General features: G+C 63.9%; 28 protein-coding genes and 2 riboswitches. Of the genes, 22 read left to right on the forward strand and 6 right to left on the reverse strand.

All coding sequences use genetic code 11. The features are described from left to right. Window positions 1–165: 165 nt before the first annotated feature. Together B8991_RS15745 and cobO are read right to left on the reverse strand one after the other, a co-directional pair. A complete protein-coding gene (locus tag B8991_RS15745) occupies window positions 166–1,617 on the reverse strand; it encodes a cobyric acid synthase (RefSeq protein ID WP_084353900.1) in 1,452 nt (483 codons plus the stop codon). Window positions 1,618–1,619: 2 nt separating this feature from the next. Next, the gene (cobO, locus tag B8991_RS15750; protein WP_084353901.1) at window positions 1,620–2,231 is read right to left on the reverse strand and encodes a cob(I)yrinic acid a,c-diamide adenosyltransferase; all 612 of its coding nucleotides are present in this window, start codon (window positions 2,229–2,231) and stop codon (window positions 1,620–1,622) included. Window positions 2,232–2,268: 37 nt separating this feature from the next. Further along, a riboswitch (cobalamin riboswitch) is annotated at window positions 2,269–2,477 on the forward strand. A 94-nt stretch (window positions 2,478–2,571) separates the two neighbouring features. Here cobO and B8991_RS15755 point away from each other — a divergent pair. From B8991_RS15755 to cobJ, 7 genes are read left to right on the forward strand one after another with little or no spacing between them, the layout of a single operon-like run. Further along, window positions 2,572–2,991: a DUF1636 family protein gene (locus tag B8991_RS15755; protein WP_084353928.1), complete on the forward strand. Its 420-nt coding sequence runs from the start codon at window positions 2,572–2,574 to the stop codon at window positions 2,989–2,991. Continuing rightward, complete coding sequence (gene cobW, locus B8991_RS15760) at window positions 2,984–4,042, forward strand: cobalamin biosynthesis protein CobW (RefSeq protein ID WP_084353902.1); 1,059 nt, start codon at window positions 2,984–2,986, stop codon at window positions 4,040–4,042. The genes B8991_RS15755 and cobW overlap by 8 nt, the downstream gene beginning before the upstream one ends. Window positions 4,043–4,048: 6 nt before the next feature. Then, window positions 4,049–7,366: a cobaltochelatase subunit CobN gene (gene cobN / locus B8991_RS15765; RefSeq protein WP_084353903.1), complete on the forward strand. Its 3,318-nt coding sequence runs from the start codon at window positions 4,049–4,051 to the stop codon at window positions 7,364–7,366. Continuing rightward, complete coding sequence (locus B8991_RS15770) at window positions 7,363–8,487, forward strand: cobalamin biosynthesis protein CobG (RefSeq protein ID WP_084353904.1); 1,125 nt, start codon at window positions 7,363–7,365, stop codon at window positions 8,485–8,487. The genes cobN and B8991_RS15770 overlap by 4 nt, the downstream gene beginning before the upstream one ends. A 6-nt stretch (window positions 8,488–8,493) precedes the next feature. Then, window positions 8,494–9,123 (forward strand): precorrin-8X methylmutase, encoded by a 630-nt coding sequence (locus B8991_RS15775; protein ID WP_084353905.1) that lies wholly within the window; start codon window positions 8,494–8,496, stop codon window positions 9,121–9,123. Continuing rightward, window positions 9,120–9,848: a precorrin-2 C(20)-methyltransferase gene (gene cobI, locus B8991_RS15780; protein WP_084353906.1), complete on the forward strand. Its 729-nt coding sequence runs from the start codon at window positions 9,120–9,122 to the stop codon at window positions 9,846–9,848. Before B8991_RS15775 ends, cobI begins: the two co-directional genes overlap by 4 nt. Further along, window positions 9,845–10,597, forward strand: a complete 753-nt coding sequence (gene cobJ, locus B8991_RS15785) for a precorrin-3B C(17)-methyltransferase (RefSeq protein WP_084353907.1) — start codon at window positions 9,845–9,847, stop codon at window positions 10,595–10,597. The genes cobI and cobJ overlap by 4 nt, the downstream gene beginning before the upstream one ends. Here cobJ and B8991_RS15790 read toward each other — a convergent pair. Continuing rightward, complete coding sequence (locus tag B8991_RS15790; RefSeq protein WP_084353908.1) at window positions 10,570–11,325, reverse strand: cobalt-precorrin-6A reductase; 756 nt, start codon at window positions 11,323–11,325, stop codon at window positions 10,570–10,572. The two genes, cobJ and B8991_RS15790, sit on opposite strands and share 28 nt — an antisense overlap. Here B8991_RS15790 and cbiT point away from each other — a divergent pair. The 11 genes from cbiT (at window position 11,324) to B8991_RS15845 (ending at window position 20,315) form a co-directional block, all read left to right on the forward strand. Continuing rightward, on the forward strand, window positions 11,324–12,523 hold the full coding sequence (gene cbiT, locus B8991_RS15795; protein ID WP_084353909.1) for a precorrin-6Y C5,15-methyltransferase (decarboxylating) subunit CbiT: 1,200 nt from the start codon (window positions 11,324–11,326) through the stop codon (window positions 12,521–12,523). The genes B8991_RS15790 and cbiT overlap by 2 nt on opposite strands. After that, on the forward strand, window positions 12,505–12,882 hold the full coding sequence (locus B8991_RS15800; protein WP_328588518.1) for a cobalamin biosynthesis protein: 378 nt from the start codon (window positions 12,505–12,507) through the stop codon (window positions 12,880–12,882). Before cbiT ends, B8991_RS15800 begins: the two co-directional genes overlap by 19 nt. Then, window positions 12,879–13,673, forward strand: a complete 795-nt coding sequence (gene cobM / locus B8991_RS15805) for a precorrin-4 C(11)-methyltransferase (protein ID WP_084353911.1) — start codon at window positions 12,879–12,881, stop codon at window positions 13,671–13,673. The genes B8991_RS15800 and cobM overlap by 4 nt, the downstream gene beginning before the upstream one ends. Continuing rightward, entirely contained in the window at window positions 13,666–15,000 is a 1,335-nt protein-coding gene (locus tag B8991_RS15810) for a cobyrinic acid a,c-diamide synthase CobB (RefSeq protein ID WP_084353912.1), read from the forward strand. The genes cobM and B8991_RS15810 overlap by 8 nt, the downstream gene beginning before the upstream one ends. Next, the gene (gene cobA / locus B8991_RS15815; RefSeq protein ID WP_084353913.1) at window positions 14,997–15,722 is read left to right on the forward strand and encodes a uroporphyrinogen-III C-methyltransferase; all 726 of its coding nucleotides are present in this window, start codon (window positions 14,997–14,999) and stop codon (window positions 15,720–15,722) included. Before B8991_RS15810 ends, cobA begins: the two co-directional genes overlap by 4 nt. Further along, entirely contained in the window at window positions 15,719–16,474 is a 756-nt protein-coding gene (gene cobF, locus B8991_RS15820; RefSeq protein ID WP_084353914.1) for a precorrin-6A synthase (deacetylating), read from the forward strand. Before cobA ends, cobF begins: the two co-directional genes overlap by 4 nt. 66 nt (window positions 16,475–16,540) lie before the next feature. Next, window positions 16,541–16,740, forward strand: a riboswitch (cobalamin riboswitch). Between the two features lie 147 nt (window positions 16,741–16,887). After that, complete coding sequence (locus tag B8991_RS15825) at window positions 16,888–17,673, forward strand: DUF4198 domain-containing protein (protein ID WP_084353929.1); 786 nt, start codon at window positions 16,888–16,890, stop codon at window positions 17,671–17,673. Between the two features lie 7 nt (window positions 17,674–17,680). Beyond that, a complete protein-coding gene (cbiM, locus tag B8991_RS15830; protein WP_084353915.1) occupies window positions 17,681–18,292 on the forward strand; it encodes a cobalt transporter CbiM in 612 nt (203 codons plus the stop codon). Beyond that, window positions 18,289–18,876 (forward strand): cobalt ABC transporter permease, encoded by a 588-nt coding sequence (locus B8991_RS15835; protein WP_084353916.1) that lies wholly within the window; start codon window positions 18,289–18,291, stop codon window positions 18,874–18,876. Before cbiM ends, B8991_RS15835 begins: the two co-directional genes overlap by 4 nt. A 3-nt stretch (window positions 18,877–18,879) precedes the next feature. Then, window positions 18,880–19,668 carry a cobalt ECF transporter T component CbiQ gene (cbiQ, locus tag B8991_RS15840; RefSeq protein ID WP_084353917.1) on the forward strand — a complete coding sequence of 263 codons (789 nt, stop codon included), beginning with the start codon at window positions 18,880–18,882 and terminating at the stop codon, window positions 19,666–19,668. Then, on the forward strand, window positions 19,659–20,315 hold the full coding sequence (locus B8991_RS15845) for an energy-coupling factor ABC transporter ATP-binding protein (RefSeq protein WP_084353918.1): 657 nt from the start codon (window positions 19,659–19,661) through the stop codon (window positions 20,313–20,315). The genes cbiQ and B8991_RS15845 overlap by 10 nt, the downstream gene beginning before the upstream one ends. On the opposite strand, the gene cobS is transcribed toward B8991_RS15845, so the two are convergent. Genes cobS through cobU form a run of 3 tightly spaced genes read right to left on the reverse strand, consistent with a single transcriptional unit; the run spans window position 20,312 to window position 22,579 of the window. Then, window positions 20,312–21,064 carry an adenosylcobinamide-GDP ribazoletransferase gene (gene cobS, locus B8991_RS15850; RefSeq protein WP_084353919.1) on the reverse strand — a complete coding sequence of 251 codons (753 nt, stop codon included), beginning with the start codon at window positions 21,062–21,064 and terminating at the stop codon, window positions 20,312–20,314. The genes B8991_RS15845 and cobS overlap by 4 nt on opposite strands. Beyond that, window positions 21,061–22,071: a nicotinate-nucleotide--dimethylbenzimidazole phosphoribosyltransferase gene (gene cobT, locus B8991_RS15855; protein WP_084353920.1), complete on the reverse strand. Its 1,011-nt coding sequence runs from the start codon at window positions 22,069–22,071 to the stop codon at window positions 21,061–21,063. The genes cobS and cobT overlap by 4 nt, the downstream gene beginning before the upstream one ends. Further along, entirely contained in the window at window positions 22,055–22,579 is a 525-nt protein-coding gene (cobU, locus tag B8991_RS15860) for a bifunctional adenosylcobinamide kinase/adenosylcobinamide-phosphate guanylyltransferase (protein WP_084353921.1), read from the reverse strand. The genes cobT and cobU overlap by 17 nt, the downstream gene beginning before the upstream one ends. 52 nt (window positions 22,580–22,631) lie before the next feature. Here cobU and B8991_RS15865 point away from each other — a divergent pair, with 52 nt between their 5' ends. The 4 genes from B8991_RS15865 to cobD are packed head-to-tail and all read left to right on the forward strand — an operon-like array spanning window position 22,632 to window position 25,960. Beyond that, entirely contained in the window at window positions 22,632–23,228 is a 597-nt protein-coding gene (locus tag B8991_RS15865; protein WP_084353922.1) for a histidine phosphatase family protein, read from the forward strand. After that, on the forward strand, window positions 23,225–24,025 hold the full coding sequence (locus B8991_RS15870; protein WP_084353923.1) for a hypothetical protein: 801 nt from the start codon (window positions 23,225–23,227) through the stop codon (window positions 24,023–24,025). The genes B8991_RS15865 and B8991_RS15870 overlap by 4 nt, the downstream gene beginning before the upstream one ends. Beyond that, a complete protein-coding gene (gene cbiB, locus B8991_RS15875) occupies window positions 24,022–24,960 on the forward strand; it encodes an adenosylcobinamide-phosphate synthase CbiB (RefSeq protein ID WP_084353924.1) in 939 nt (312 codons plus the stop codon). The genes B8991_RS15870 and cbiB overlap by 4 nt, the downstream gene beginning before the upstream one ends. 7 nt (window positions 24,961–24,967) lie before the next feature. Then, complete coding sequence (gene cobD, locus B8991_RS15880; RefSeq protein WP_084353925.1) at window positions 24,968–25,960, forward strand: threonine-phosphate decarboxylase CobD; 993 nt, start codon at window positions 24,968–24,970, stop codon at window positions 25,958–25,960. Window positions 25,961–26,102: the final 142 nt, after the last annotated feature.

Below are 26,102 nucleotides of genomic sequence, written 5' to 3' on the forward strand. Positions count from 1 at the left end.
TTATTGCAGGACTGCGTCTTGTTTGGATGAACTTTACGGGACGGTTCAGCCCGTACAGCTCGGAAGGCCAGCCTGATCCCACCATTTACGCATATCACCGCCCAAGCACTTGTCAGGGCAAGGCTTTCCGTCGCGCGTCTCTAGGTAGGTGCTTGGAGGTGACGTTCAGGTCTGCGCGATAGCCAGAAGGCCCTCGACGTTCAGATGCGTCTCGAGATGCGCGGCCAGCGCATCCAGTGTTTCCTCGACCACGCCATTGTAGGATTGCGGGCCTGCACATACGCCAAGTGCGGCAAGCCAGGCGCGGCGAAACGCGTCATCGGCGAACATCCCGTGAAGATAGCTGCCGCTGATCCGGCCATCGGGTGACACCGCGCCTTCGGGCGCGTCCGCGACATGGGCAAAGGGCCGCGTCCTGTCGGGGCCATCGCTGGTGCCGATGTGGATTTCATAGCCGCTGAACGACAGGCCCGTGGCCACATGACGGGCCGTCACCTCGGTCAGGTGTTTGTCGCCCCCCATTACCGTCGTGGTGTCGAGCAGACCCAGACCGGGCGTGACGCCCGGCGGACCCTCCAGCCCATCGGGGTCGGCAACGCTTTGCCCCAGCATCTGATAGCCGCCGCATATCCCCAGAATGCGGCCGCCGCGTCGGTGATGTGCGATCAGGTCGATGTCCCAGCCCTGCGCGCGCAAGAACGCCAGATCGCCCCGTGTCGATTTCGATCCGGGCAGGATCACCACATCGGCATCCGCCGGCAGAGGGTGCCCGGCCGGTAGCATCGTTAGCCGCACTTCCGGTTCTGCCATTAGCGGATCGAGATCGTCGAAATTGGCAATGCGTGAGAATTGCAGGCAGACAATATGCAGACGTCCTTTGGGCGGTGCCTGCCGGATATCCAGCGCATCCTCGGCAGGCAGGCGCCAGGCATCGGCGAACCACGGTGCGACACCAAAGCCGCGCCAGCCCGTGCGCGCCTCGATCATGGCATAGCCATCGTCGAAAAGACGCGGGTCCCCGCGGAACTTGTTGATGATAAAGCCGCGTACACGGGCGGCATCGGTTGGATCCAGCACCGCTTGCGTACCGACGATCTGTGCGATGACGCCGCCGCGGTCGATATCGCCGCAGAGGATAACGGGCACTCCGGCGGCTTCGGCAAAGCCCATATTGGCGATATCGCCCTTGCGCAGATTGATTTCCGCCGGGCTTCCAGCCCCCTCCACGATCACCAGATCATGCGCGCGGCCCAGCCGGCCGAAACTGTCCAGAACCGAAGCCATCAGGGTGGGCTTGATTTTGAAATAATCGCGGGCCTTGGTGGTCGTCAGCCGCTGGCCCTGCACGATGACTTGCGCGCCCGTGTCGGTTTCCGGCTTCAGCAGGACGGGGTTCATGTCGGTATGCGCGCGCAGCCCGCAGGCCTGTGCCTGAAGCGCCTGCGCGCGACCGATCTCGCCGCCATCGGATGTGACGGCAGCGTTATTCGACATGTTCTGCGGTTTGAACGGGGCCACCGACAACCCGCGATTGCGGGCGGCGCGGCACAGCCCTGCAACCAGCATGGATTTGCCGACATTGGACCCGGTGCCCTGAATCATCAGCGCCCGCGCCATGCCTACATCTCCACGCCGTTTTGCGCCTTGATGCCATCGCGGAACGGATGCTTGACCAGCGTCATTTCGGTAACAAGGTCCGCCGCCTCGATCAGTTCGGGTTTCGCGTTGCGCCCGGTCAGGCAAACATGGGTCATGGGCGGTTTCTGGTGCAGCAGAAAATCGACAACCTCGTCGATATCCAGATAGTCGTACCGCAGGGCGATATTGATTTCGTCGAGCAGGACAAAGCGAATATCAGGGTCGAGGATCTGCTCTTTGGCGATCTTCCAGCCGTTTTGCGCTGCCGCAATATCGCGTTCGCGGTCCTGTGTTTCCCATGTGAACCCTTCGCCCGAGACGAGAAAGCGGCATTCATCGGCAAAGCGTTCGCGCAGGAACAGCTTTTCACCGGTCACCCAATCGCCCTTGATGAACTGGACCACAGCGCAGGGCATGCCGTGCGCGATGCAGCGCATGATCATGCCGAACCCCGATGACGATTTGCCCTTGCCCGCGCCGGTATGCACGATGATCAGGCCTTTTTCCTCGGTCTTGGTCTGCATCATCTTGTCACGGGCCTGCTTGATCTTGCGCATTTTATCCGCATGGCGCGTATTTATGTCGTCGGTCATTGTTCGTCCCCGTTCTTGACAATCCAATTGGTTTAGGAGCATCTGCACCTGTGTTGGTGCCTGTGTAAACAGGTGAAAAGGGAATGTGCGCCCGGAGGTTTTCCGGTTAAGCACAGCCGCCCCCGCGACCGTGAACGGAAAAAGGTGGATCACCGCCACTGGCCAAAGGCTGGGAAGGCAGATCCACCGCAGGGCACCGCCCCTAAATCCGTGAGCCGGGAGACCTGCCAACACATGTTGCCACGACCGGACGGGGTGTTCCGGTGTCGGGGATTGCTCTGCTGGTCAGTGCTGCCTCGCCATCAGACCCGCGTCCCATTTCAGAATGGGACCGAAGACCATGACAGACAAACGAAACCCTACAAGTCGGGACGGGCCGCCGACGCAGCTTTTGGTCTGCGTCAAATGCCGACGGGGCCAGGACATGCCACAGGATGCGCGCCGCCCCGGAGAGGCGCTTTATGATGCGATCACCGCGCTGGAGATGCCGCCGGGGATCAGTATCGCGCCGGTCGAATGTTTGCAGAACTGCGATTACGGCTGCACCGTCGCGCTGCGCGGCGGAGATGACAAATGGACCTATGTCTTCGCCAATGTTGACGAGGTCGATCACGCCCAGATGATCCTGGACGGAGCCGCGCGTTATCACACCACAAATGACGGCTTGATCCCCTGGCGCGAGCGCCCCGAGCATTTCAAGCGCAATTGCGTGGCCCGTATCCCCCCAATGACCCAGCCTCAGGAGGCCCTGAATGACTGATCTTGCGAAACTTCCTGTCACCGTGATCACCGGGTTTCTCGGCTCTGGCAAGACCACCCTGATCCGGGGCCTGATGCAGAACCCCGGCGGCAAGCGTCTGGCCGTGATCGTCAACGAATTCGGCGATGTTGGCGTAGACGGCGAAATCCTGAAAAGCTGTGCGATCCCGGATTGCCCGGCCGAGAATATCCTTGAACTGGCCAATGGCTGCATCTGCTGCACCGTGGCCGATGATTTCATTCCCACGATAGAGGCGCTGATGGCGCTGGAGCCGCGCCCCGATCACATCCTGATCGAAACGTCGGGGCTGGCGCTGCCAAAGCCGCTGCTCAAGGCGTTCGATTGGCCCGATATCCGGTCGAAAATCACTGTGGACGGGGTGATTGCCCTTGCCGATGCCGAGGCGGTCGCGGCAGGCCGGTTCGCGCCCAACGTGGCGGCGGTTGATGCGCAACGCGCGGCTGATGACAGCATCGACCACGAAACACCCTTGTCGGAAGTGTTCGAAGATCAGATTGCCTGCGCCGACATCATCCTGCTGACCAAGCCCGATCTGGCCGGTCCCGAAGGCGTCGCCAAGGCCAAGGCGCTGATCGAGGCCGCGGCACCGCGCCCCTTGCCGGTGATCGAGGTTGCCGAGGGGGTGGTTGATGCCCGTATCATTCTGGGGCTTGAGGCCGCCGCAGAGGATGACATGGAGGCCCGGCCCAGCCATCACGATGACCACGACGATCACGAACATGACGATTTTGAATCCATCGTGGTGGACATTCCCGATCAGGCCGACCCCGCCACGCTGGTCGCCGCTATCGGGGCGCTGGCGCGCGATCACAACATCCTCCGCATCAAAGGGTATGCCGCGGTGACGGGCAAACCGATGCGCCTTCTGGTGCAGGCGGTGGGCGCGCGCGTGCGCCACCAGTATGACCGCCCGTGGCGCGATGACGAGGCGCGGCAAGGCAGGCTGGTGGTGATCGCCGAGCATGACGACCTCAATCCCGACGTGATCCGCGCCGCCCTTGGTGCGGCCTCGGTCCGCGCGGCAGAGTAGCTGCCGATGCATGTCGTCTTTCGCGAAAGTCACGGGCTTGAAGAGACCGAGACACCAACCGATCTGGGGCAGGATGCCGCGGATCTGGTGGTGCTGTCGCTGTCTGATTCCGACCTCGGGGCCTTCGCGGAAGGCTGGCACCGGGGTGGCGGGGCCGAGGGGCGTCTGCCCTCGCTCAGGCTGGCGAATATTGCCGCGCTGAAGCATCCTCTGTCGGTTGATACTTATGTCGAGAATACGCTTTCCGGCGCGAAGGGCATCCTGATCCGGTTGATCGGTGGCGTGCCCTATTGGCCTTATGGTCTGCAACATATTCAGGCATTGGCACGCACGCACGGGATTGCGCTTGCGGTCCTGCCCGGCGACGGACGGCCCGACAGGCGGTTGGACGAGATGTCCACCTTGCCGCTTTCTACCCTGCGCAGGTTGGCGCATCTTTGCGATACCGGCGGGACAGTTGCCGCGCAGGCGGCCTTGGCACAAATGGCGTTGGCGGCGGGGCTGTATGCGGGTCCGGTGCAGGGGGCCAAGGGCTTGCCCCCGGTCGGGGCGTGGACCCCGGAGGCGGGGCCGGCCTGCCCGGTATCGGCATTGGGCCAGCCAGAGGCGCTGGCGGGGCAGCGCCGCATCGTCCTCGTTTTTTATCGGTCCTATCTGGTCGCCGCCGATCTGGCACCGATCAAGGCGCTTTTCTCCGCGCTTCGCGGGCACGGCTGCGATGTCTTGGCGTTGTTCGTGCCATCGCTCAAGACACCGGAAGTGGCGGGCTGGCTGCGTCGCCAGATCACGCATCTGCGCCCCGATGCCATCGTCAACGCCACCGCCTTTTCCGGCAAGGCCGACGATGGCCGCTCGCCGCTGGATGCGGCCGGGGTGCCGGTGTTCCAGGTGGTGCTTGCCACCGCGACCCGAGACGCCTGGGCCAAGGCCGAACGTGGTCTGTCGCCCGCCGATCTGGCCATGCATGTCGTCTTGCCAGAGGTGGACGGGCGCATTCTGGCCGGGGTCGCCTCGTTCAAGCAAGCAGGCCCGCGCGACAGTCATTTGCAGTTTTCCCGTTTGGCCCATCAGGCCGAGGAAGAGCGTGTCGGCGCGATCGCCAGCCGCGTCATGGGGTGGCTGGACCTCGCCCAAAAGACACCAATGGATCGGCGGGTTGCGCTGGTGCTGTCGACCTATCCCGGCAAGGACTGGAATATGGGCCACGCGGTTGGCCTTGATGCGCCGCAATCCGCGCGCACGATCATCGAGGATCTTGCCGCTGCCGGATATGACACCGGGGCAGAGACCCCACTCACCGGAGAGGCGCTTCAGGATATGTTTGCCGCGCGTCAGATGCGTTGGTCTCTGACTGACTACAAAACCGCGCTGGCCAGGATGCCACGCGTCATGCGGGACGATCTTCAAAACGCCTGGGGTGTGCCCGACGATGACCCCGATGCCCATGACGGCGCGTTTCACTTTGCCGTCACGGCCTGCGGCAAGCTCTGGATCGCACTGCAACCCGAACGTGGGCTGCAAGACGGGCGCGAAGACAGCTATCACGATCTGTCGCGCGTGCCGCGTCACGCCTATGTCGCCTTCTATCTCTGGCTGCAACAGCACAGCGATGCGCTGGTCCATATCGGCGCACATGGCACTCTGGAATGGCTGCCGGGCAAATCGGTCGCCCTTTCCGGCACCTGCTGGCCCGAGGCGCTGACCGGTGCCTTGCCGGTGATCTATCCCTTCATCGTCAACGATCCAGGCGAGGCTGCGCAGGCCAAGCGCCGGATCGGGGCCGTCACCCTTGGCCACATCCCGCCGCCGCTGCGCGACAGTGGCACGCCGGACCGGCTGGCCCGGCTGGAGGCGCTGCTGGACGAGTTTTCCAACGCTGACGGGCTTGACCCGCGCCGCCGGGACCGGCTTCAGGGCGACATCCGGGCGGAGGCGCAGGCGCAAGGGGTCGAGCGCGATCTTGGGCTGGACGGGGCCTCATGCAGCGCCGAGGCGATCACCCGCATTGATCGCTTCGTCTGCGACATCAAGGAAAGCCAGTTCGGTGAAGGGCTGCATATCTGGGGGCGCGCCCCACGCGGAAAGACGCCTTTTGCCACCGCCGGGTCGGTCGAGGGCGAACGGCAATCGCTGCTGGATGCGCTGGACGGGCGGCGCATTGCGCCTGGGCCATCGGGATCGCCCTATCGCGGACGGCGCGACGTGCTGCCCACCGGGCGCAATCTGTTCACCACCGATCCGCGCGCGGTGCCGACACGCGCCGCCTTTGCTCAGGGCGTGCGGCTGGCCGAAGAACTGATCCGCCGCCATCTTCAGGACGAAGGTGATTGGCCGCGCGGCCTGATCGTCGATCTTTGGGGATCGGCCACGATGCGCACGGCGGGTGAGGATTTCGCCATGGCCCTGGATCTTTTGGGCGTCCGCCCCGTCTGGGATGCCGGGTCCGAACGTGTTTCAGGCATCGAAGTGGTGCCGCTGACCGAAATGAATCGCCCGCGCATTGATGTGACCTTGCGGGTGTCGGGCCTGTTTCGGGACGTGTTCCCGACGCTCTCGGCGCTTTTTTCGCAGGCTGTCCGCGCCCTCGCTGCGCGCGAGGAGGCGGCGGATTGGAACCCCTATGTCGGGCACGCTGATCTGGCGCGTGTCTATGGTCCCGCACCGGGCGAGTTCGGCCTGGCAATGGGCGCGGCACTGGATGATTACACCGAAGCAGGGCGGCGCAAGGCGGGCGAGGCTTGGCTGAAGGCCAGCAATTGGGCGCTGGACGGCGAAGCGGCCTTGCCGGACGCGGCAGGTATCCGGAACCGGGTGGCGCAGGCCGACAGTTTCGTGCATGCGCAGGACCTGCCCGAGACCGATCTCTTGCTGGCCAGCGATTACGCCGCCCACGAAGCGGGGTTCGCCGCTGCGCAACAGATCGCGGGCGGGCGCGCAGCCCTTTATCATCTGGACAATACCGACCCTGCGCGCCCGCGAGCGCGTGCATTGTCCGAAGAGATTGCCCGCGTGGTTCATGCGCGCGCGGCCCATCCCGGCTGGATCTCGGGGATGAAACAACACGGCTTTCGCGGTGCGTCCGAGATCGCTGCAACGCTGGATCATATGGCCAGCTTCGCGCATCTGGCCGGTGCGGTCGCACCGCATCTGTTCGATCTTTATCACGACGCCACGCTGGGAGATCCGGAAACCGATGGCTTTTTGCGCGACGCCAATCCGCAAGCTCATGCAGCGATGCAGGCGCGTTTTGCCGACCTGCTGCGGGCGGGCCTGTGGCAAACCCGGCGCAATTCCGTTGTCGCCGCTCTGGAGGGGCTGCAATGACAACGCCGCCCACGGTCAAAGGCTGGTGCCCCGGTGCTTACCGTCCGATGCTGTCGGCGGATGGTTTGGTGATGCGTGTGCGGCCAAGGCTGGCACGATTGACACCGGACCAGGGCGCAGGGCTGTGCGACATCGCCTTGCGCTACGGGTCGGGATCTATCGACCTGACCAATCGCGCCAATCTACAGATACGCGGCGTGGCGGAGGCGGATCACGATACCGTTCTGGCAGGGCTGGGCGCATTGGGCCTGCTGGATAAAGACCCAAGGATAGAGGAACGCCGCAACATTCTGGTTGCGCCTTTCTGGACCAAGGGTGATCTGACGGCCCGGCTCACGCGCGCGTTGCTGGACTGTCTTGCTGATCTGCCCGAGTTGCCGGCAAAGGTCGGTTTTGCGGTCGATTGCGATCCGGCGGGGCCGCAACTGGCGCGCTGTTCTGCCGATATCAGGATCGAACAGGGTCAGTCGGGCTTGATCCTGCGCGCAGATGGTGCCGCTTGCGGACGCGCCGTGACGGTCGCAACGGCGATACCCGCGCTGATCGAGATGGCAGTATGGCTGGCCGATCATGTCACGCCGCAGGCCCGCCGAATGGCGTTGGTATCGGCCCGCGACATCCTGCCCGAAGACTGGTCAAACGCGCCACCGCGCGCAACTGCCGCCCAAGCGGAAATCGGCCTGCATCCCCTTGGGGCACTGGTCGGTGCGCCCTTCGGGCAGATCGACGCGCGTGCCTTGAAGGGGGTCCTGAAGGGCGCGACGGGACTAAGACTGACGCCGTGGCGGACGTTCCTGCTGGAAGGGGTGGGTCTGCCCGACGCGACTGCCTTCATCACGGCACCTGACGATCCGCTGATGCGCGTCGATGCCTGCCCCGGCGCGCCGGTTTGCCCATCCGCCAGCGTTGAAACGCGTGATCTGGCGCGGGCACTGGCACCACGGATGCAGGGCAGCCTGCATGTGTCGGGCTGTTCCAAAGGCTGTGCGCGGGCGCGACCCGCCGATGTGACGCTGATCGGGCGGAACGGCGCATTCGATCTGGTGCGGGCGGGCTGCGCAGAAGATTTACCTCTCACAACCGGGCTACACCCCGACGACCTGATGACTGAAGGATTCTGACATAAGATGCCGTATACCTATGAAACCAATGGTGCGGAGATCTACCGCCAATCCTTTGCCATGATCCGGGCCGAGGCTGATCTGGACCGCTTCTCGGCCTCAGAAGAACCGATTGTAGTACGCATGATCCATGCAGCCGGGCTGGTCGGTCTGGAGCGGGACGTATGGCTGTCGCCGGGATTTGCCGATGCCGCGCGCGCAGCACTGGAAGGCGGCGCGCCGATCCTATGCGATGCGCGCATGGTATCCGAAGGCGTCACTCGGGCGCGTCTGCCGGCGGACAATCCGGTGATGTGCACCTTGCATGACGCGCGTGTGCGCGACCTTGCGGCGCAGATGGGCAATACCCGGTCCGCTGCTGCGCTGGAGTTGTGGCGCCCGCATCTGAGCGGTGCGGTGGTCGCAATCGGCAACGCGCCCACCGCGTTGTTCCACCTGCTGAACATGCTCGAAGACCCGGAATGTCCGCGCCCCGCCGCGATCATCGGCTGCCCTGTCGGCTTTGTCGGCGCGCGCGAAAGCAAGGATGCGCTTTGGGCGGATCAACCGGTGCCGTGCTGCATCGTGGAGGGGCGTCTGGGCGGCAGCGCTATCACCGTCGCCGCAATCAACGCCATCGCGAGCCGCGCGGAATGAACGTCGGAACGATCCACGGCGTTGGCCTTGGCCCCGGCGACCCAGACTTGATGAGTCTGCGCGCCCACAGGCTGCTGACCGGGGCGCGCCATATCGCCTATTTTCGCAAAGCCGGCCGTACCGGACAGGCTCGCGCGATAATCGACGGGCTAGTGCACCCGGATGCTATTGAATTTGCAATGGAATACCCGGTCACAACCGAAATTCCCGTGACCGATCCGCGTTACAACGAAATTCTGTCACGGTTTTACGCCGAGTGCGCCGCGCATTTGCGTGCCTTGGCCACAAGGGGCGAGGATGTGATTGTCCTAAGCGAGGGCGATCCGTTTTTTTATGGGTCGTTCATGCATCTTTACACGCGGCTGAAAGATGACGTTCCGGTGCAGGTAGTGCCGGCGATCACCGGTATGTCGGCGGCATGGACCGCCACGGGCAGTCCGGTCACTTGGGGCGACGATGTCCTGACCGTGCTGATGGGGACGCTAAGCGCGGCTGACCTGACCGACCGGATGAAGACCACCGATGCGCTGGTCGTGATGAAGATCGGGCGCAATATCGAAAAGGTTCGCGCGGCATTGGAGGCGTCGGGAAAATACGAAGATGCCTGGCTGATCGAATATGCCAGCATGCCGGGCCAGACCGTCCAGCGACTGTCGGATGCCGAAGGCCGGGTCACGCCCTATTTCTCGATCATTGTCGTGCATGGGCAGGGGCGCAGGCCATGACGGGCTGGGTGAAAATCGCAGGGCTTGGCCCCGGATCAGATGATCTGGTCACGCCGCAGGTGTCTGATGCGCTTGCAGCGGCCAGTGATGTGATCGGCTACATTCCCTATGTTGCCAGAATAGCGCCGCGTGCAGGTTTGACACTGCATCCCAGCGACAACCGGGTCGAGCTTGACCGGGCGCGCCATGCTCTGTCGCTCGCCGCCCGAGGTCACAAGGTGGCGGTGGTCTCTTCCGGCGATCCCGGCGTCTTTGCGATGGCCTCGGCCCTGTTCGAGGCGCTGGAATACGGGCCGGCAATATGGCGCGATCTGGACATAGAGGTTCTGCCGGGAATTACCGCCATGCTGGCCGCTGCCGCCCGGATCGGTGCGCCGCTGGGGCATGATTTTTGCGCCATCAATCTGAGCGATAACCTGAAACCCTGGGCCTTGATCGAAAAACGCCTGCGCCTCGCCGTCGAAGGCGATTTCGCAATGGCATTCTACAACCCCCGCTCAAAATCCCGCCCCGAAGGTTTCGCGCGCGCGCTGTACCTTTTGCAAAAGGCCTGCGGTGATGCGCGCCCGGTGATCTTTGCGCGGGCCGTGTCCACGCCCGCGGAGGAGATCCGAGTCATACCCCTGAATGACGCGCTCCCCGAGATGGCGGATATGCGCACAGTGGTCATCGTAGGGGCCTCGAATACTCGGGTGATCGAGGGCGCGCCCCGCCCGATCGTCTACACGCCCAGATCGGTCCTGCCATGACCCAGCCAGTCCAGAACCGCTGCCACGTCATGCGCTTCGAGGCGCGGGGGCAAGGCAGGCCGATCAATCATCACGACCGGAATCCCAAGTGCGCGCGCCGCCAGCAGCTTGGCCTGCGCACCGGTGCCGCCCGAATTCTTGGAGACCACAAGGTCGATCCGGTGTGCCCGCATCAGGGCAAGATCGCCCTCGGTCGTGAACGGGCCGCGATCCTGTACGATCCGACAATCGGGAAAGGGCAGCGCCGCCTCCGGCGCGTCGATCAGGCGCAGCAGGTAGAAATGCTGCGGGTTCGGGGCAAATTCGGCCAGATGCATCCGTCCGACGGCCAGCATCACGCGGGCGGCGGGCCGGTTCAGCGCCGCGACCGCGCCCGCAATATCCGGCACATGTGCCCAATTGTCGTCCGGCCCGGCAGACCAGGGCGCGCGGCCAAGCGCGATCAGGGGCACCTGTGCCTCTGCGCAGGCGCGGACCGCATTGGCGCTTATTTGTGCGGCGAAGGGGTGCGTTGCGTCGATGACATGGCTGATGCGGTGATCTGCCAGGTATCGCACCAGCCCCGCTATGCCCCCAAAGCCGCCGACGCGCTGGGGCAGGGGCTGCCGCACGGGGCGCATCACGCGGCCCGCAAAGGATATGGTGCCGCCTATGCCAGCCGCGCTGAGCGCGAGGCAAAGCGCCGTTGCCTCGGTTGTGCCACCAAGGATGAGGGGGTTTTTGTCCATGTATGAGGCTCCGTGGCTGACCATCATCGGGATTGGCGAAGATGCGCCGGATGGCCTGTCTCGTGCAAGCCTCGACGCGCTTGGATCTGCGGAAATCGTCATGGGGGCGCAGCGTCAGCTGGCGCTTTTGCCGCCTCACGGGGCCGAGCTTGTGACTTGGCCGGTACCTTTCGCGGACGGGGTGGACATCTTGTTGAAATATCGTGGTCGGCGCGTTGTGATGCTGGCCTCGGGCGATCCGTTCTGGTTCGGAGCGGGAACCAGCATGATGGGTCATCTCGCGCCGGGGGAATGGCGCGCCTTGCCCGGTGTCTCGACCTTTTCGCTTGCGGCCAATGTCATGGGTTGGGCTTTAGAAACAACGCGGTGTTTCGGGCTGCACGCAGCGCCGTTGACGCGGCTGCGCCCGGCGCTTGCGGCGGGCGTGCGGCTGATCGTGCTGCTGCGCGATGGGGCGGCGGTGGCGACGCTGGCGCAGTATCTGACAGCACAGGGCTGGGGCGCGTCGCGGATCAGCGTATTGGAATCGCTGGGTGGGCCGCAGGCGCGGCGCAGCGATTTACGCGCCGCCGACGGTGTCACCGACAACCATGCGCACCCGGTCTGCGCGGCAATAGAGGTTGCGGGCACCGGCGTGGCGCTGCCGCTGGCCAGCGGCCGGCCGGATGCTTTTTTCGACAGCGACGGCACGATGACGAAACGGCCGGTCCGGGCGCTGACCCTGTCCGCGCTGGCCCCGCGCCCGTTCGAGCATCTTTGGGACATCGGCGGCGGCTCGGGGTCGATCGCGATCGAATGGCTTCTTGGCGATCCCAGCCTGAGTGCCACCACGATCGAGCGCAACCCTACGCGCGCTGCGCGCATCGCGTCGAACGCGGCAGCGCTGGGGGTGGATCGGTTGCAGGTCATCGAAGGCGAAGCTCCCACCGCGCTTGAAGAGTTGCAGACGCCCGATTGCGTCTTTATCGGCGGGGGGCTGTCCGATGATCTCCTGACCTGGCTTGAGGCGACATTACCGGCCGGAACGCGGCTGGTGGCCAATGCCGTGACGCTGGAAAGCGAGGCCTTGCTGACGCAGACACAGGCACGGCGGGGTGGTGATCTGCTTCGGATCGAGCTGGCCCGCGCCGCGCCGCTGGGGTCGGGGCGGGGCTGGAAAGCCAACTATCCCATCGTACAATGGAGCGTGACTCTATGATTGTCGCGGGTTTCGGATTTCGCAGCACGGCGAATGTGGGCAGTCTGCGCAGCGCTCTTGAATTGCACGGCGTTGCGCCTGACAGCTTGGCCACGGCATCGGCCAAGGCGAAGGCCGCGCCATTCATCGACCTTGCGCAGGCGCTTGGTCTGCCCGTTGTGGCGGTGCCTGCGAATGAACTCGTCATACAGCCGGTTCAGACCCACTCGGTCGCATCGCACGACCACTATGGCACCGCCAGTGTTGCCGAAGCGGCAGCACTGGCCGCAGCGGGGCCGGGCGCGCGCCTGCTCGCCGCAAGGCTGATTTCACCGGACAGGCTGGCAACCTGCGCAATCGCGATAGGAGACGCGACATGACCGTTCATTTTATCGGAGCCGGACCCGGCGCACCGGACCTTCTGACCCTGCGGGGCAGGGACATCATCGCGGCGTGTCCGGTCTGCCTCTATGCCGGATCTTTGGTGCCCGAGGCAATTCTGGCCCATTGCCCAGCGGGGGCGAACATCATCAACACAGCGGCCTTGGATCTGGATGCCATCATATCGCATATGCAGGCAGCCCACGCGGCAGGTCAGGATGTCGCGCGGCTGCATTCGGGGGATCTTTCGGTCTGGTCCGCCATGGGCGAGCAGATGCGCCGCCTGCGGGCGCTGGACATCCCCGTTTCGGTCACGCCGGGGGTGCCGTCTTTTGCCGCTGCCGCCGCCGCGCTCGGAAGCGAGCTGACCTTGCCCGGACTGGCGCAATCGGTTGTTCTGACGCGGACGCCTGGACGCGCCTCCAGCATGCCAACGGGCGAGACGCTGACCAACTTCGCGGCCACGGGGGCGACGCTGGCCATCCACCTGTCGGTGCAGAACATTGCCGCCGTCACCGCTGATCTGACCCCGGCCTACGGGGCTGACTGCCCTGCGGCCGTCGTTTATCGCGCAAGCTGGCCGGATGAGCGGATCATTCGCGGCACGCTGGCCGATATTGCCGGACGATTGGACGCCGAGATCACCCGTACTGCCCTGATCCTTGTCGGGCCGGCGCTGGCCGGAGAGGGGTTTGACGAAAGCTGCCTCTATTCGGTGGATTATGACCGGCGCTATCGACCGCAAAGCGCGGAAAGTCCCTGGGCGGGTTGGAGCCACGGCGATGGTTGATCCGGCCTCCGTTCCGCCCGGCCTGATGATTTCGGCCCCGTCTTCAGGGACCGGCAAGACCACGGTCATGCTGGGCTTGCTGCGGGCGTTGGCCGAAGAGGGGCTGACCGTGCAGCCCTATAAATCCGGCCCCGATTACATTGATCCCGCGTTTCACCGCGCGGCTTGCGGGCGGGCCTCGTTCAATCTTGATACCTGGGCGATGGGGGCGGATCTTCTTGGCACAGTCACCGCCCAGTCGCAGGGCGCGGATATCTGTATCGCCGAAGGGTCGATGGGTCTTTACGATGGCGTCGCCACACGCGGCCAAAGCGGTTTTGGCAGCTCCGCCGAAACGGCGCGGCACATGGGGTGGCCTGTGGTTCTGGTCGTCGATGTCAGTGGGCAGGCGCAATCCGCCGCTGCGACGGCGCTTGGGTTTCAGGCCTACCAACCCGATCTGCCCTTTGCCGGGGTCATCCTGAACCGCGTGGCCTCGCCGCGCCACGAGCGGCTGGCGCGGCTGGGTATGGAAAAGGCCGGCGTGACCGTGCTGGGTGCCTTGCCCCGGCGCGGCGATCTCGTCTTGCCCGAACGGCACTTGGGTCTGATTCAGGCGGCCGAGCATCCTGATCTGGAGGCCGCGATTGCCGCCTATGCCGATTTCCTGCGCGCCCATGTCGATCTGGATGCGCTGCGCAACGCCGCCCGTGGCCAGCGCGGTCAAGACGGCGCGCGACCTTGGCCATCGGCACCGGCGGGGCGGATCGCGCTAGCGCAGGACGCGGCGTTCTCCTTTACCTATCCGCACCAGCTGGAGGGCTGGCGCGCGGCAGGTGCGGAAATCCTTCCCTTCTCGCCGTTGGCAGACGAGGCACCCGACGCCAGTGCCGATCTCGTCTGGCTGCCGGGAGGGTATCCTGAACTGCACGCAGGGCGGCTGGCAGCGGCGAGCCGCTTTCGCGCAGGTCTGATCCGGCACGCGCGTTCGCGCCCGGTTCACGGCGAATGCGGCGGCTATATGGCGCTTGGCGCGGCGCTGATCGACAAGGAGGGAACCGCGCATGAAATGGCCGGTCTGCTGGGCCTTGTGACCAGCTATGAGAAACGCAAGTTCCACCTGGGCTATCGACGTGTCGATCTGCTGTCCCCGATGCCGGGACACGCTGCGGGGACGCAGCTTCTGGGACATGAATTCCACTATTCCACGATCCTTGAACAGCCCGACGCACCGCTGGCGCGGGTGGCGGATGCCGATGGTGCGCCGGTGCCCGAGACCGGGTCATGCCGGGGCCATGTCACCGGCACGTTCTTTCATCTGATCACCGCGCAAGAGGCCCCACGATGACCGGTTTTGTCAGTTTCGTGGGCTCCGGCCCCGGCGATCCCGAATTGCTGACGCTCAAGGCGGTGGACCGATTGAAGCGCGCCGATGCGGTGTTGTTCGATGATCTCAGCGCGGGTCCGATCCTCGCCCATGCGCGTAGCGGTGCGGATCTGATAGGGGTCGGCAAACGCGCCGGGCGCGCGTCTCCGCAGCAGGATCATGTCAGTCGCCTGCTGGTGGATTACGCGAAGATCGACCAGCGCGTTGTCCGGCTGAAATCCGGCGATGGCGGCCTTTTCGGCCGCCTGGAGGAAGAGTTGGTCGCCCTGCGCGCCGCAGGTATCGCCTATGAGATCATTCCCGGCGTTCCTTCTGCCGTGGCCGCGGCGGCGGCGGCGGGCATCCCTCTGTCCCGCCGTCTGACAGCGCGCCGGGTGCAATTTGTCACCGGCCATGACGTGACCGGAAAGCTACCTGGCGACATCAGCCTGACCGCGCTGGCCGATCCGACAGCCTCGACGGTGATATTCATGGGCAAGCGGACCTTTCCGGGCCTTCTGGCGCGGCTGCTGGCACATGGCCTGCCGCCCGACACGCCCGCCATTCTGGCCGAGGATGTCAGCCGGCCCGAACAGCGCATCACCCGATCGGATGTTACAACTCTGGCCGCACGGCTGTCACAGGAGGTCGGCGACAGCGCGGCGCTGATCCTTTATGGCCCCTTGGCTGAGCCACCGGCATGACCGCCGCATCCTTCGATCTTTGGCTGATCGGCATTGGTACCGGCAGCCCGGCGCATGTCACCGGCGAGGGAATGCAGGCGCTGCGCGATGCGGCAGTGGTGCTGGTGCCTGACAAGGGCGCGGGCAAGGGCGATCTGGCGGCGTTGCGATACCACATCCTGAAAGCCAGCGGCACGCAGGCGCGGGTTGTCACCTTTGACTACCCGGTGCGCGACCCCGCCTTGCCTTATCCCGAAAGAGTCGCGCGTTGGCATGACGAGATTGCCCGCCGCTGGCAGAGCGCGCTGACCGGGGCAGGGCAGGCCGGGCCGGTGGCGCTGCTGGTCTGGGGCGATCCTTCGCTATACGACAGCACGCTGCGCATTGCCCGGCGGCTGACCCCCGTGCCGCGCCTGCGGGTGGTGCCGGGTATCACCGCCATTCAGGCCCTGACGGCGGCGCATGCGCTGACGCTGAACACGCTCAACGGGCCGGTGACGATCACCACAGGGCGGCGGCTGCGCGATCATGGCTGGCCCGAGGACGCAGAGACGTTGGTCGTGATGCTGGATGGCGATTGCACTTTTCAGACCCTGCCCGCCGATACGCGTATCTGGTGGGGGGCCTTTCTGGGAATGCCGGAACAGATTCTGGAGCATGGCCGGATCGGCGATGTCGCGCAACGGATTATCCAAATCCGAGCAGAGACGCGGGCGCGGCATGGCTGGATCATGGATACCTATCTGTTGCGCGCGCACACCGCCGAGTCTTAGGGCCGTCGCACAGATCTGGTGGCCTGCGGCGCGTATTATGGATTGACGCCACGCATCCTGGTCTGTCAATTAAGCGCCATGACCGGTCCCGTTGCTTTTCGGGCGAAAGAGGGAATGTAGTGCGGTGCCGTTTAGCGCCAAGTCTACAGCTGCCCCCGCAACTGTCAGCGGCGAGCAGGGCCAATATGCCACTGGAGCAATCCGGGAAGGCTGGCCCAACGCATTGACCCGCAAGCCAGGAGACCTGCCGGACATGTGCCCCATGGTAAACGGGGCGCATCCACCGGACGCCGGGGTGTGCGTTTGGCCGTGGCATCCGCGCGCCGATCTCTGGTGCACCGTCCCGGTCCGATCCTTCCCCGCCGTTCACATGAAAAAGGTGCCGGGTGTGGCACCATAGACGGGACGGATTGATGAAAAAGACCCTTATTGCCAGCGCTGTTGCGCTGACCCTGCCTGCGATGGCCTCGGGACATTTCCTGCTGGAATATACTACGGACACCATGATCGAACGCCCCGGCGATGTGCCGGTAAAGCTGATCTTCTGGCATCCCATGGACAACGGTCATGTGATGGACCTGGATCTGCCACAAGACTTCTACATGATCCATAATGGCGAGAAGACTGACCTGAAGGACACGCTGGAAACCGTGCAATTCACCGGCGGCGAAAACAGCGGTGCCGCGTTCAAGGGAAGCGTGCCGGTCAAACGCTCGGGCGATTACATTCTGGTCACGGTGCCGGTCCCTTATTACGAGGAATCCGAGGATATCTATATCCAGCAGATCACCAAGGCGTTCCTGAACCGCAGCGAATTGCCAACCGACTGGATGAACCCGGTCGGCTTGCCCACGGAAATCGTGCCGCTCAACAAGCCGTACAACATCTTGGCCGGGTCGACCTTTACCGGGCAGGTTCTGGCCGAGGGCCAGCCGGTTGCCGGTGCCGAGATCGAAATCGAATACATGGCGGCCGAGCCCGACATGGAAAATGCTGCGTCAAGCGCGCCGGTCGTGGGCGCGCTGCCGGGTGGAACCATTGTCGCCGTTTCCGATACCAACGGATATTTCACTTTCGGAGTCCCCAAGGCCGGATATTGGGGCTTTGCCGCGCTCGGCTCTGGCCCTGCGACCGAGCATGAAGGCAAGGAACTTAGCCAGGACGCGGTGATCTGGATCCGCGCCTGGGACATGGAGTGATCCGGCCATGCACATCGTAGATGGCGCGCTGTCCAATCCGGTGGTGATCGCCGGGGCGGTTGCGGCAGTGGGCGGCATCGCGCTTGGCCTGCGCAGCCTGACATTGGAACGCATCCCCGCCGCGGGGGTGCTGTCGGCCAGCTTCTTTGTCGCCTCGCTGATCCATGTGCCCATCGGGCCATCCTCGGTACATCTGATTCTGAACGGTCTGGCCGGGCTTTTGCTTGGCTTCGCCGCTTTTCCGGCGCTGTTTGTCGGCCTGTTGTTGCAGGCGGTGTTCTTCGGCTTTGGCGGGTTGACGGTGCTTGGGGTCAATACGGTGAATATCGCGCTGCCCGCCGTGCTGGCCTGGATGGTGTTCGGGCGGCTGATCGGGCGCGGCTCGCCGGTTCAGGGTGCCGTCTGGGGCGGTGTTGGCGGGGCCTTTGCCATTGCCGCAACGACGGGGATGGTGGCCGTTTCTCTGGCCATGTCGGGCGATGAATTCCTGCCCGCCGCGAAACTGGTCTTCTTTGCCCATGTTCCGGTCATGGCCATCGAGGCCGTGCTGACCGGCTTTGCCATATTGCTTGCCCGCAAGGTCAAACCAGAGCTGTTCGTCAAAGGACTCCCCGCATGAAACATCTGATCCTTGCTCTGGTGCTGATCGTGGCCCCCCTGCCTGCGCTGGCACATAAGGTCATCGCGGGGGTGTTCCCCGCCGGTGAAGCCATCGAAGGCGAAATCGGGTTTTCAAACGGTGACATGGCCACAAATGCAGAGGTCGTCGTGACCGGTCCGGATGGTGCCGAACTGGGCCGTGCGATCACCGATGGGGACGGGTTCTTTATCTTCGTCCCCTCTTTGCCCGTGGCGCATGTGTTCAGCGTCAATCTGGGGGCAGGCCATGTCGCCGAGGTAACGATGCCTGCCGATCAGGTGGCCGAGATTCTTGGCGAAGCGGCACCGGAAGGTGCGCGTTCCGCCATGACCGAAATATCTCAAGCGGCCGCGGCGGGCGACGTCACGGTCGCGACGTTGACCGGAACAGAGCGGCAGGCCATCGCCGAGGCGGTGCGCGACGAAATCCGCCCCCTCCGCCGTGAAATCGCGGCCTATAAGGAGCATAACGGCTTTCAGACCATCCTTGGCGGCATCGGCTATATCGTGGGGCTGTTCGGGCTGGGCTTTTACCTCGCGGCGCGCCGCAAGCTGGAGGCCTAGGACATGGCACATGCGCTTGGACAGAATGAAAAGACGCTGACCGAAACCGGCGCGCTGCGTGTGTCGGGACGGATCGGCAGCGTCGATCCACGGGTGCGTATTCTTGCCGCGATCAGCTTCGGCATCGTGGTGGTGGGGCTGTCGTCGCTGATGACGCTGAGCGTCGCTTTGGGTCTGTCGATGGGCCTTCTGTTCCTGTCACGCCTGCCTTTGCGCCCGACCCTGAAACGCATGGCGATGATGGACAGCTTTATCATTTTCATGTTACTGCTGTTGCCCTTCACCGTGCCGGGCGATCCCATTTTCACGCTTTGGGGCGCGACCGCCAGCTGGCAAGGGCTGTGGCGCGGCGTGGAAATCGCCCTGACGGCCAATGCGGTTATTCTGGCGTTGATGACACTGGTCGGCACGATGGAGCCCGTGACACTGGGCCACGCGCTGCACAAGCTGCGGATGCCCGAAACTCTTGTGCATCTGCTGATGTTCACGATCCGCTATATCGAGGTTCTGCGCGAGGAATACCTGCGGCTGCGCGCCGCCATGAAGGTGCGCGGTTTTCGGCCCGGCACCAACTGGCATACCTATCGCAGCTTCGGGTATCTGGTGGGGATGATGCTCGTGCGCGCAATCGAACGATCTGAAAGGATATTGCAAGCAATGAAATGTCGTGGCTTTTCCGGGCGCATCCATCTGTTGCAGGATTTTGCTCTGACGGTGGTGGACCGGCGGTTTGCCGTCTTGTTCGGTGGCGCGGTGTTACTGTTGATCTGTCTGGAAATCGCATGGCGTTGATCGAACTGGAAGACATCCATATCAGCTATCCCGGTCAGCCTGCCATCCTGGCGGGTGCGGCGTTGCAATTGCTGCCAGGTCAGCGGTTGTCCCTGACCGGCCCGAACGGGTCGGGCAAATCCACGCTGCTGCGGGTGATCCTTGGCCTTCAGGCACCGCAGCGCGGCACGATCCGCGCCTTTGGCCAGCCCCGCACGCAAGAGACCGATTTTCACGAGGTCCGCCGCCGCATCGGCCTGGTGTTTCAGGATGCTGATGATCAGCTGTTTTGCCCCACCGTCGCCGAGGATATCGCCTTTGGACCGCTGAACCTTGGCAAATCGAAATCCGAGGCGTTGGAGATCGTAGACCGGCTGCTGTCGGATCTGCGGCTTGCCCATCTGCGCGACCGCATCACTCACAAGCTGTCGGGGGGTGAAAAACGTCTGGTGACGCTGGCAACCGTTCTGGCGATGGAGCCGGAAGTCCTGTTGCTGGACGAGCCGACAAATGCGCTGGATGTGAAAAACGAGGCGCGGTTGATCGAAATCCTGCAAGGTTTGCCGCAAGCGATCCTTCTGGTCAGCCACTCTGCCGCGTTCCGGGCGCAGATCACCAGCGCAGAGGTGGAAATCCGCGAGGGACTTGTCCGCCCGGTCGGCCCCTAGTTGCTCAATATGGCAAGCGTTGCCCAGGCAGCGGTTTCCGCAAGGAATTGAACCGCGCCCAGAACATCGCCTGTCTGCCCGCCGACACGCTGTTGCGCGGTCCTTGCAATGACAAAAGTCACCGCCGCGACCACCAGCATCACGATCAGACCATCCAGACCAAGCACAATGACCGCCGCCAACGCCAGAAACGCCGACACCGTCAGGTTTGCGCGCGTATCGCGCCCGGCCTGCGCGCCAAGCCCATCGTGTCGGGCGGGTGGCATTGTTGCAAGGCAGACGGTCATTGCGACGCGGCTCAGCACACCGATGGCAAGGAACGCAGCCAAATCCGCAGAGCCGGCCAGCTGCGCCACCGAGGCGCTCCAGATCGCGCAACACAGTCCGAGCGCCAGAACACCGTAACTGCCGATCCTGCTGTCGCGCATGATCTCCAGCCGGCGCGCCGTGTTGTGGCCACCCCACATCCCATCCGCAAAATCGGCCAGACCATCCTGATGCAATGCGCCGGTGGACAGGATCATGGCGGAAAGGGACAGGATAGCCGCAAGCGCCGGGCTGGCCCCAAGGCCTGTCGCCGCGCCGTGACAGATCCCGGCGATCAGCCCGACGATCAATCCGACAAGCGGATAGGCCCATTGCGCGTCCGAAAGCTTTGGCGCGGGATCTTTCAACTGGCCTGCGGGAAGGCGTGTCAGCAGCATGACCGCGAGTTGCAGTTCTGCAATCCGGGCCGTCGCGGGTTTCATCCGTCCGACACTCCGGCCTCGGCAAAAGTGGCCATGCCGTTGTGACATTCCAGCGCGGCGCGCAACACGCCAAGCGCCAGCGCCGCACCCGATCCTTCGCCAAGGGCCATCTGCATTGAGAGGATCGGAGGTTTGCTCATTGCTTCCAGCAGGTGAAGGTGGCCGGGTTCCGCACTGGCATGGCCGACAAGGCAATGATCCAGCAGCCTTGGGGCGGTATCGAACAGCGGGGCGACCGAGGCGGTGCAGATATAGCCATCCAGTATGACCGGCATCAACCGCGCGCGCGCTTCCAGAACCGCGCCGCAGATGGCCGCCTGTTCCCGCCCGCCAAGCGCCGCGAGCATCGCCATGCCCCGCGCCGCCTGATGACGGGCAACGCCCGCTTCGACGACTCGCGCCTTGTGTGCCTGCCCGTCAGTGTCTGACCCGGTTCCCCGCCCGACCCATCCGGTCGCGGCACCACCAAAGGCCGCACAGGCCAGTGCAGCCGCAACAGTCGAATTGCCGATCCCCATTTCGCCAAGGACAAGGACCGATGCTTCGGGATCGACGGCGGCTGCACCACGCTGCATTGCCTCGATCGTCTCGGCAGGATCCATCGCGGGGCCTTGCGTGAAATCCCGCGTCGGGCGATCCAGTTCCAGTGCGACAACAGACAGATCGGCATTGCTGGCGCGACATAACTGGTTGATTGCGGCACCGCCGGCCTGAAAATTGGCCACCATTTGCGCCGTCACCTCTTGGGGAAAAGGGTTTACGCCTTGATCACAAATTCCGTGGTTCCCCGCAAAGACAAGCGCCTGGGCGCGGGCAATCTGGGGCCGTTCGCGGCCCTGCCAGCCCGCCATGAAAATCGCCAGCTCTTCAAGACGGCCAAGCGATCCGGGCGGTTTGGTCAGGCTGTCCTGACGCGCTTTGGCAGCGGCGGCCGCCGCGTGATCGCATTCGGGCAGATGCAGCGCCGCGATATCGTCCAGAGAATGCAGATCAGAGAGAATGGTCATTGGATTTCACTTTCATGGGGTAGCCCGCCACGCAGAACACGACCTCGTCGCAAGCTTGCGCGATGGTCTGGTTGACCCAGCCTGCTGCATCGCGAAAGTCGCGGGCCAAGCGGTTTTCGGGAACGATGCCGGCGCCAACCTCGTTCGTGACAAAGATTACCGGTGCCGTCTGGTCGGCAAGCGCGTCGAGCAGAGTGGCGGTTTCGGCGCGCCAGTCGCCGTCCGACAGGATCAGATTGCTAAGCCACAGCGTCAGGCAATCTACCAGTCGCGGGTGCCCGCCATCCGACTGCCGCAGTTTATCAGCCAGCGCGAAAGGGGCGTGGATATGCGACCATTCCGGGCCGCGCCTGGCCTGATGGGCGGCAATGCGCGCAGCCATTTCGTCGTCATGCGCGTCGGCGGTGGAAATATAGATGGCGCGGCCGGTCGCGGCCACGGCATAACGCTCTGCCAGCGCAGACTTTCCCGACCTTGCACCGCCCGTTATCAGCATCGACTTTTTCATGGGTTTATGGAAAAGCAGGTTTCGAAGTGAAAGGGAACATGCAGGCGTCATCATGGCCGGAAAAAATGCGCCTTTGGCGTCACTTATCCTGATCCGTCACGCGCCGATTGCCGAACAGGGCCGCCTGTTCGGGCGCACCGATGCGCCGGCACGTCTGGATGCGTCTGACATCCTGGGTTTGCGACGGCGCCTTGGCGGCGTCGCACAGGTGATCAGCAGCCCCGCACGCAGGTGCCGCCAAACGGCTGCTGCGATCTGGACCGATGGTCGCGACATACCAGCGGATGCAAGGCTGTGGGAGCAGAGTTTCGGCGACCACGAAGGGCTGGCCTATGCCGAATTGCCCGACCTTGGCCCCCTGGGGGGGGCGGATCTGGCTGCTTACGCGCCACCCAAAGGCGAAAGTTTCAATGCGGTTTGCGCCCGCGCATGGCCTGCTTTGCAGGAACTGGCCGAACGCGCCCATGCCATAGACGGCCCGATTGCGCTTGTCGTTCACGCGGGGATCGTCAGGGCGGCGATTGCTCAGGTTATCGAAGTCCCCAGCGCCGCGCTTGCATTCGAGGTCGCGCCGCTTTCGCTGAGCAGGTTCAGGGTTGGCCCGGCAGGGCTTGTCGCTATTTCCAGCGTGAACGAGACGGCCCGATGATCCACGCGCCGCGCAGGGTCTACGGGCATTTTGGTGAATGGATGCAAGGTTGTCTGATGCCGGATGGCGAGGTTGCGTTGATCACCCTGCCGTGTCGCGCCTTGTGGGTGCAGATAGAAACCGACGGGACCGCGAATGCAGACAGTGCGATGTTCCCGCCCGACCAGCTTGCGCGGTTCCGCCATGCGCTGCGTCTTGGCGCTGCGCCATGGCCGCGACTGTCGTCAAACATACCGCCCGGATGCGGTGCCGGGGCATCCTCTGCCACCCTGACGGCACTTGCTTATGGCGCGGGCTTTTCCGGTCCGCCGATGGATCTTGCACAGGCCTGTCTTGACATAGAGGGCGCGACAGATCCTTTGATGTGGCCTGCGCCCGATGCGATGATCTGGGCATCGCGCAGTGGCCGCATCGTAGATACGGTCCCGCCGCCGCCGCCCTGCGTGATTGTCGGTGGCTATTGGGGCGCGCCCGAGCGTACCGATGCTCTCGACACGGAGTTCCCCGATATTTCCGACCTGCTCACGCCTTGGTGCGCCGCGGCACGTTCCGGGGATCTGTCAAGCCTTGGGCGACTGGCCAGCATATCGGCCAGCCGTTGCACCGCCTTGCGCGGCCCGCGCGACCCCATGGCGGAGCTTGCCGAAGATCTGGGTGCTCTCGGCGTCGTGCGGGCGCATACGGGATCGGCCCGAGGTCTGATATTTCGGCCTGGCTCGGTTCCTGCAAGTTCAACGGCGGCGCTGGAAAAAGCAGGCCTGAACGGCGTTTTCCAGTTTGCAACGGGGCTGGCATGAGTTTTGCTTTGATGATCCTGACCGGCACGTTGATCGACGTTTGCCTCGGCTGGCCGACGGCCTTGTATACGCGCATCGGCCATCCCGTTGGCTGGATTGGAAAGGTAATTTCGGGATGTGATGAAAGGCTGAACCATGGTGGTCGCAACCGGCGCATGTTGGGCGGTCTGTTGACGGTCGCGGTCTGTTTGGCGGTTGCCGTTCTGCCGGCCCTGGCGCTGCAAATGGTTTTGCCCGATGGCGTTCTGGGTCTGTGTCTGGGGGGCCTTCTGGCATGGCCGCTGATCGCGCTGCGGTCTATGCACGATCATGTCCATGCCGTCGCCCGCCCGCTTGTCGCAGGTGATCTTGTGGGTGCGCGTCGCGCGGTGTCGATGATTGTCGGGCGAGATCCAGCCCAGCTTGACCAGCACGGGGTTGCGCGTGCCGCCATCGAAAGCCTGGCTGAAAACACCAGCGACGGCATCGTTGCACCGGTGTTCTGGGGCGTGGTTGCGGGCCTGCCGGGAATCGTCGCGTATAAAGTTATCAATACGCTGGATTCGATGATCGGTCATAGATCCGAGCGATACGAGGCCTTCGGCAAGGTCGCGGCGCGCCTGGATGATGTGGCCAACTGGATTCCGGCGCGCCTGACGGCCGGTATTTTTGCGCTCGCCGCCGGGCGCAACTGGCGCGCCGCGATGCAGGTTGTCCGCCGCGACGCCCACGCGCATAGATCGCCAAATGCCGGCTGGCCCGAAGGCGCCGTTGCAGGTGCCTTGCGCATACGTCTGTCCGGCCCACGCAGCTATGGCAATACCACCGTCAGCGAACCATGGCTGAATGCGGGCGCACCGGACCCCACGGCAACAGACCTGATGCGCGCGCTTCATCTTTATCGCAGGGCGATGACTGGAATGGTTCTTGCGCTCCTGGCAATTGCGGTGTCTTGAGGCCATCATGGCACCGACAGAGCAGAAAACACCCCGCGATCACGGCGGCAATCTTGATGCAGCCATCCGACACTATGGCGGGAGGGTCGATCAATGGATCGACCTTTCCACCGGCATCAATCCGATTTCCTATCCGGTGCCGCAGATCTCGCCACCTGCTTGGGAAAACCTTCCCCGCCGCAGCGATATGCAGCGCCTTTTGCGCACGGCACAAGGGGCCTTTGGGACCAAAGCTGCCCTGACCGCGCTTGCCGGCGCCCAGGGTGCCATACAGATCATGGGCCGTTTACGCACCGCCAGTGAAGCGCGCATTCTGTCTCCGACCTATAACGAGCATGGGGCCGCTTTGCGCGCGGCCGGCTGGCAAGTGACCCAGGTATCATCCCTTGCCGCGTTGCGGGGTGCCGATCTGGCCGTTGTCGTGAATCCCAACAATCCTGACGGCAAATGTCACGATCCGGCAAGCCTGCGTGATCTGGCACGCACAGTAGGGATGCTGATCGTCGATGAAAGCTTTGTCGACGTGCAGCCCGAGCTGTCGCTCGCGCCGGTTCTTCACGAGATCGACAATGTTCTGGTCCTGCGGTCCTTCGGAAAGTTTTTTGGGTTGGCGGGGATGCGTCTTGGCTTTGCATTGGGTCCAGAGCCATGGATCGCACAATTGTCAGACCTTGCCGGTCCATGGCCTGTTTCCGGGCCAGCCATCGAGATCGCGATAGACGCTTATGACAACAGCGCCTGGCAGATTCGGACGACGGAAAGGCTGACCCTTGACGCGCTCCGCCTTGATGCGCTGGCGTCGAAAAGTAGCCTGCCCCTTGTCGGAGGAACGCCCCTGTTTCGTACATATGCCGCGCCAGATGCCGCAGCCTTGCAACGCGCACTGGCCCGGCACCACATATGGACCCGCATCTTTCCCTATGACCCGAACTGGATCAGGCTTGGTCTGCCCGGAACGGAAGCAGACTGGAAGAGGCTGGAGCGCGCCTTTGGTCATTGAGCGGTGGCCAAGAGCATCCCGTGCCTGGGCAGAGCCTATGAACTATGGGAACGTCTGAAAAACCTGCTTCTTTCGGCGTGATCTGGTAGACTTGGGCAACCCGCCAAGGAGCCGTTCCGATGCCGAAGCAGCCTGCCTTTCC

The sequence above is a fragment of the Primorskyibacter flagellatus genome (assembly GCF_900176485.1).
In the GTDB taxonomy this organism is placed as follows: domain Bacteria; phylum Pseudomonadota; class Alphaproteobacteria; order Rhodobacterales; family Rhodobacteraceae; genus Primorskyibacter; species Primorskyibacter flagellatus.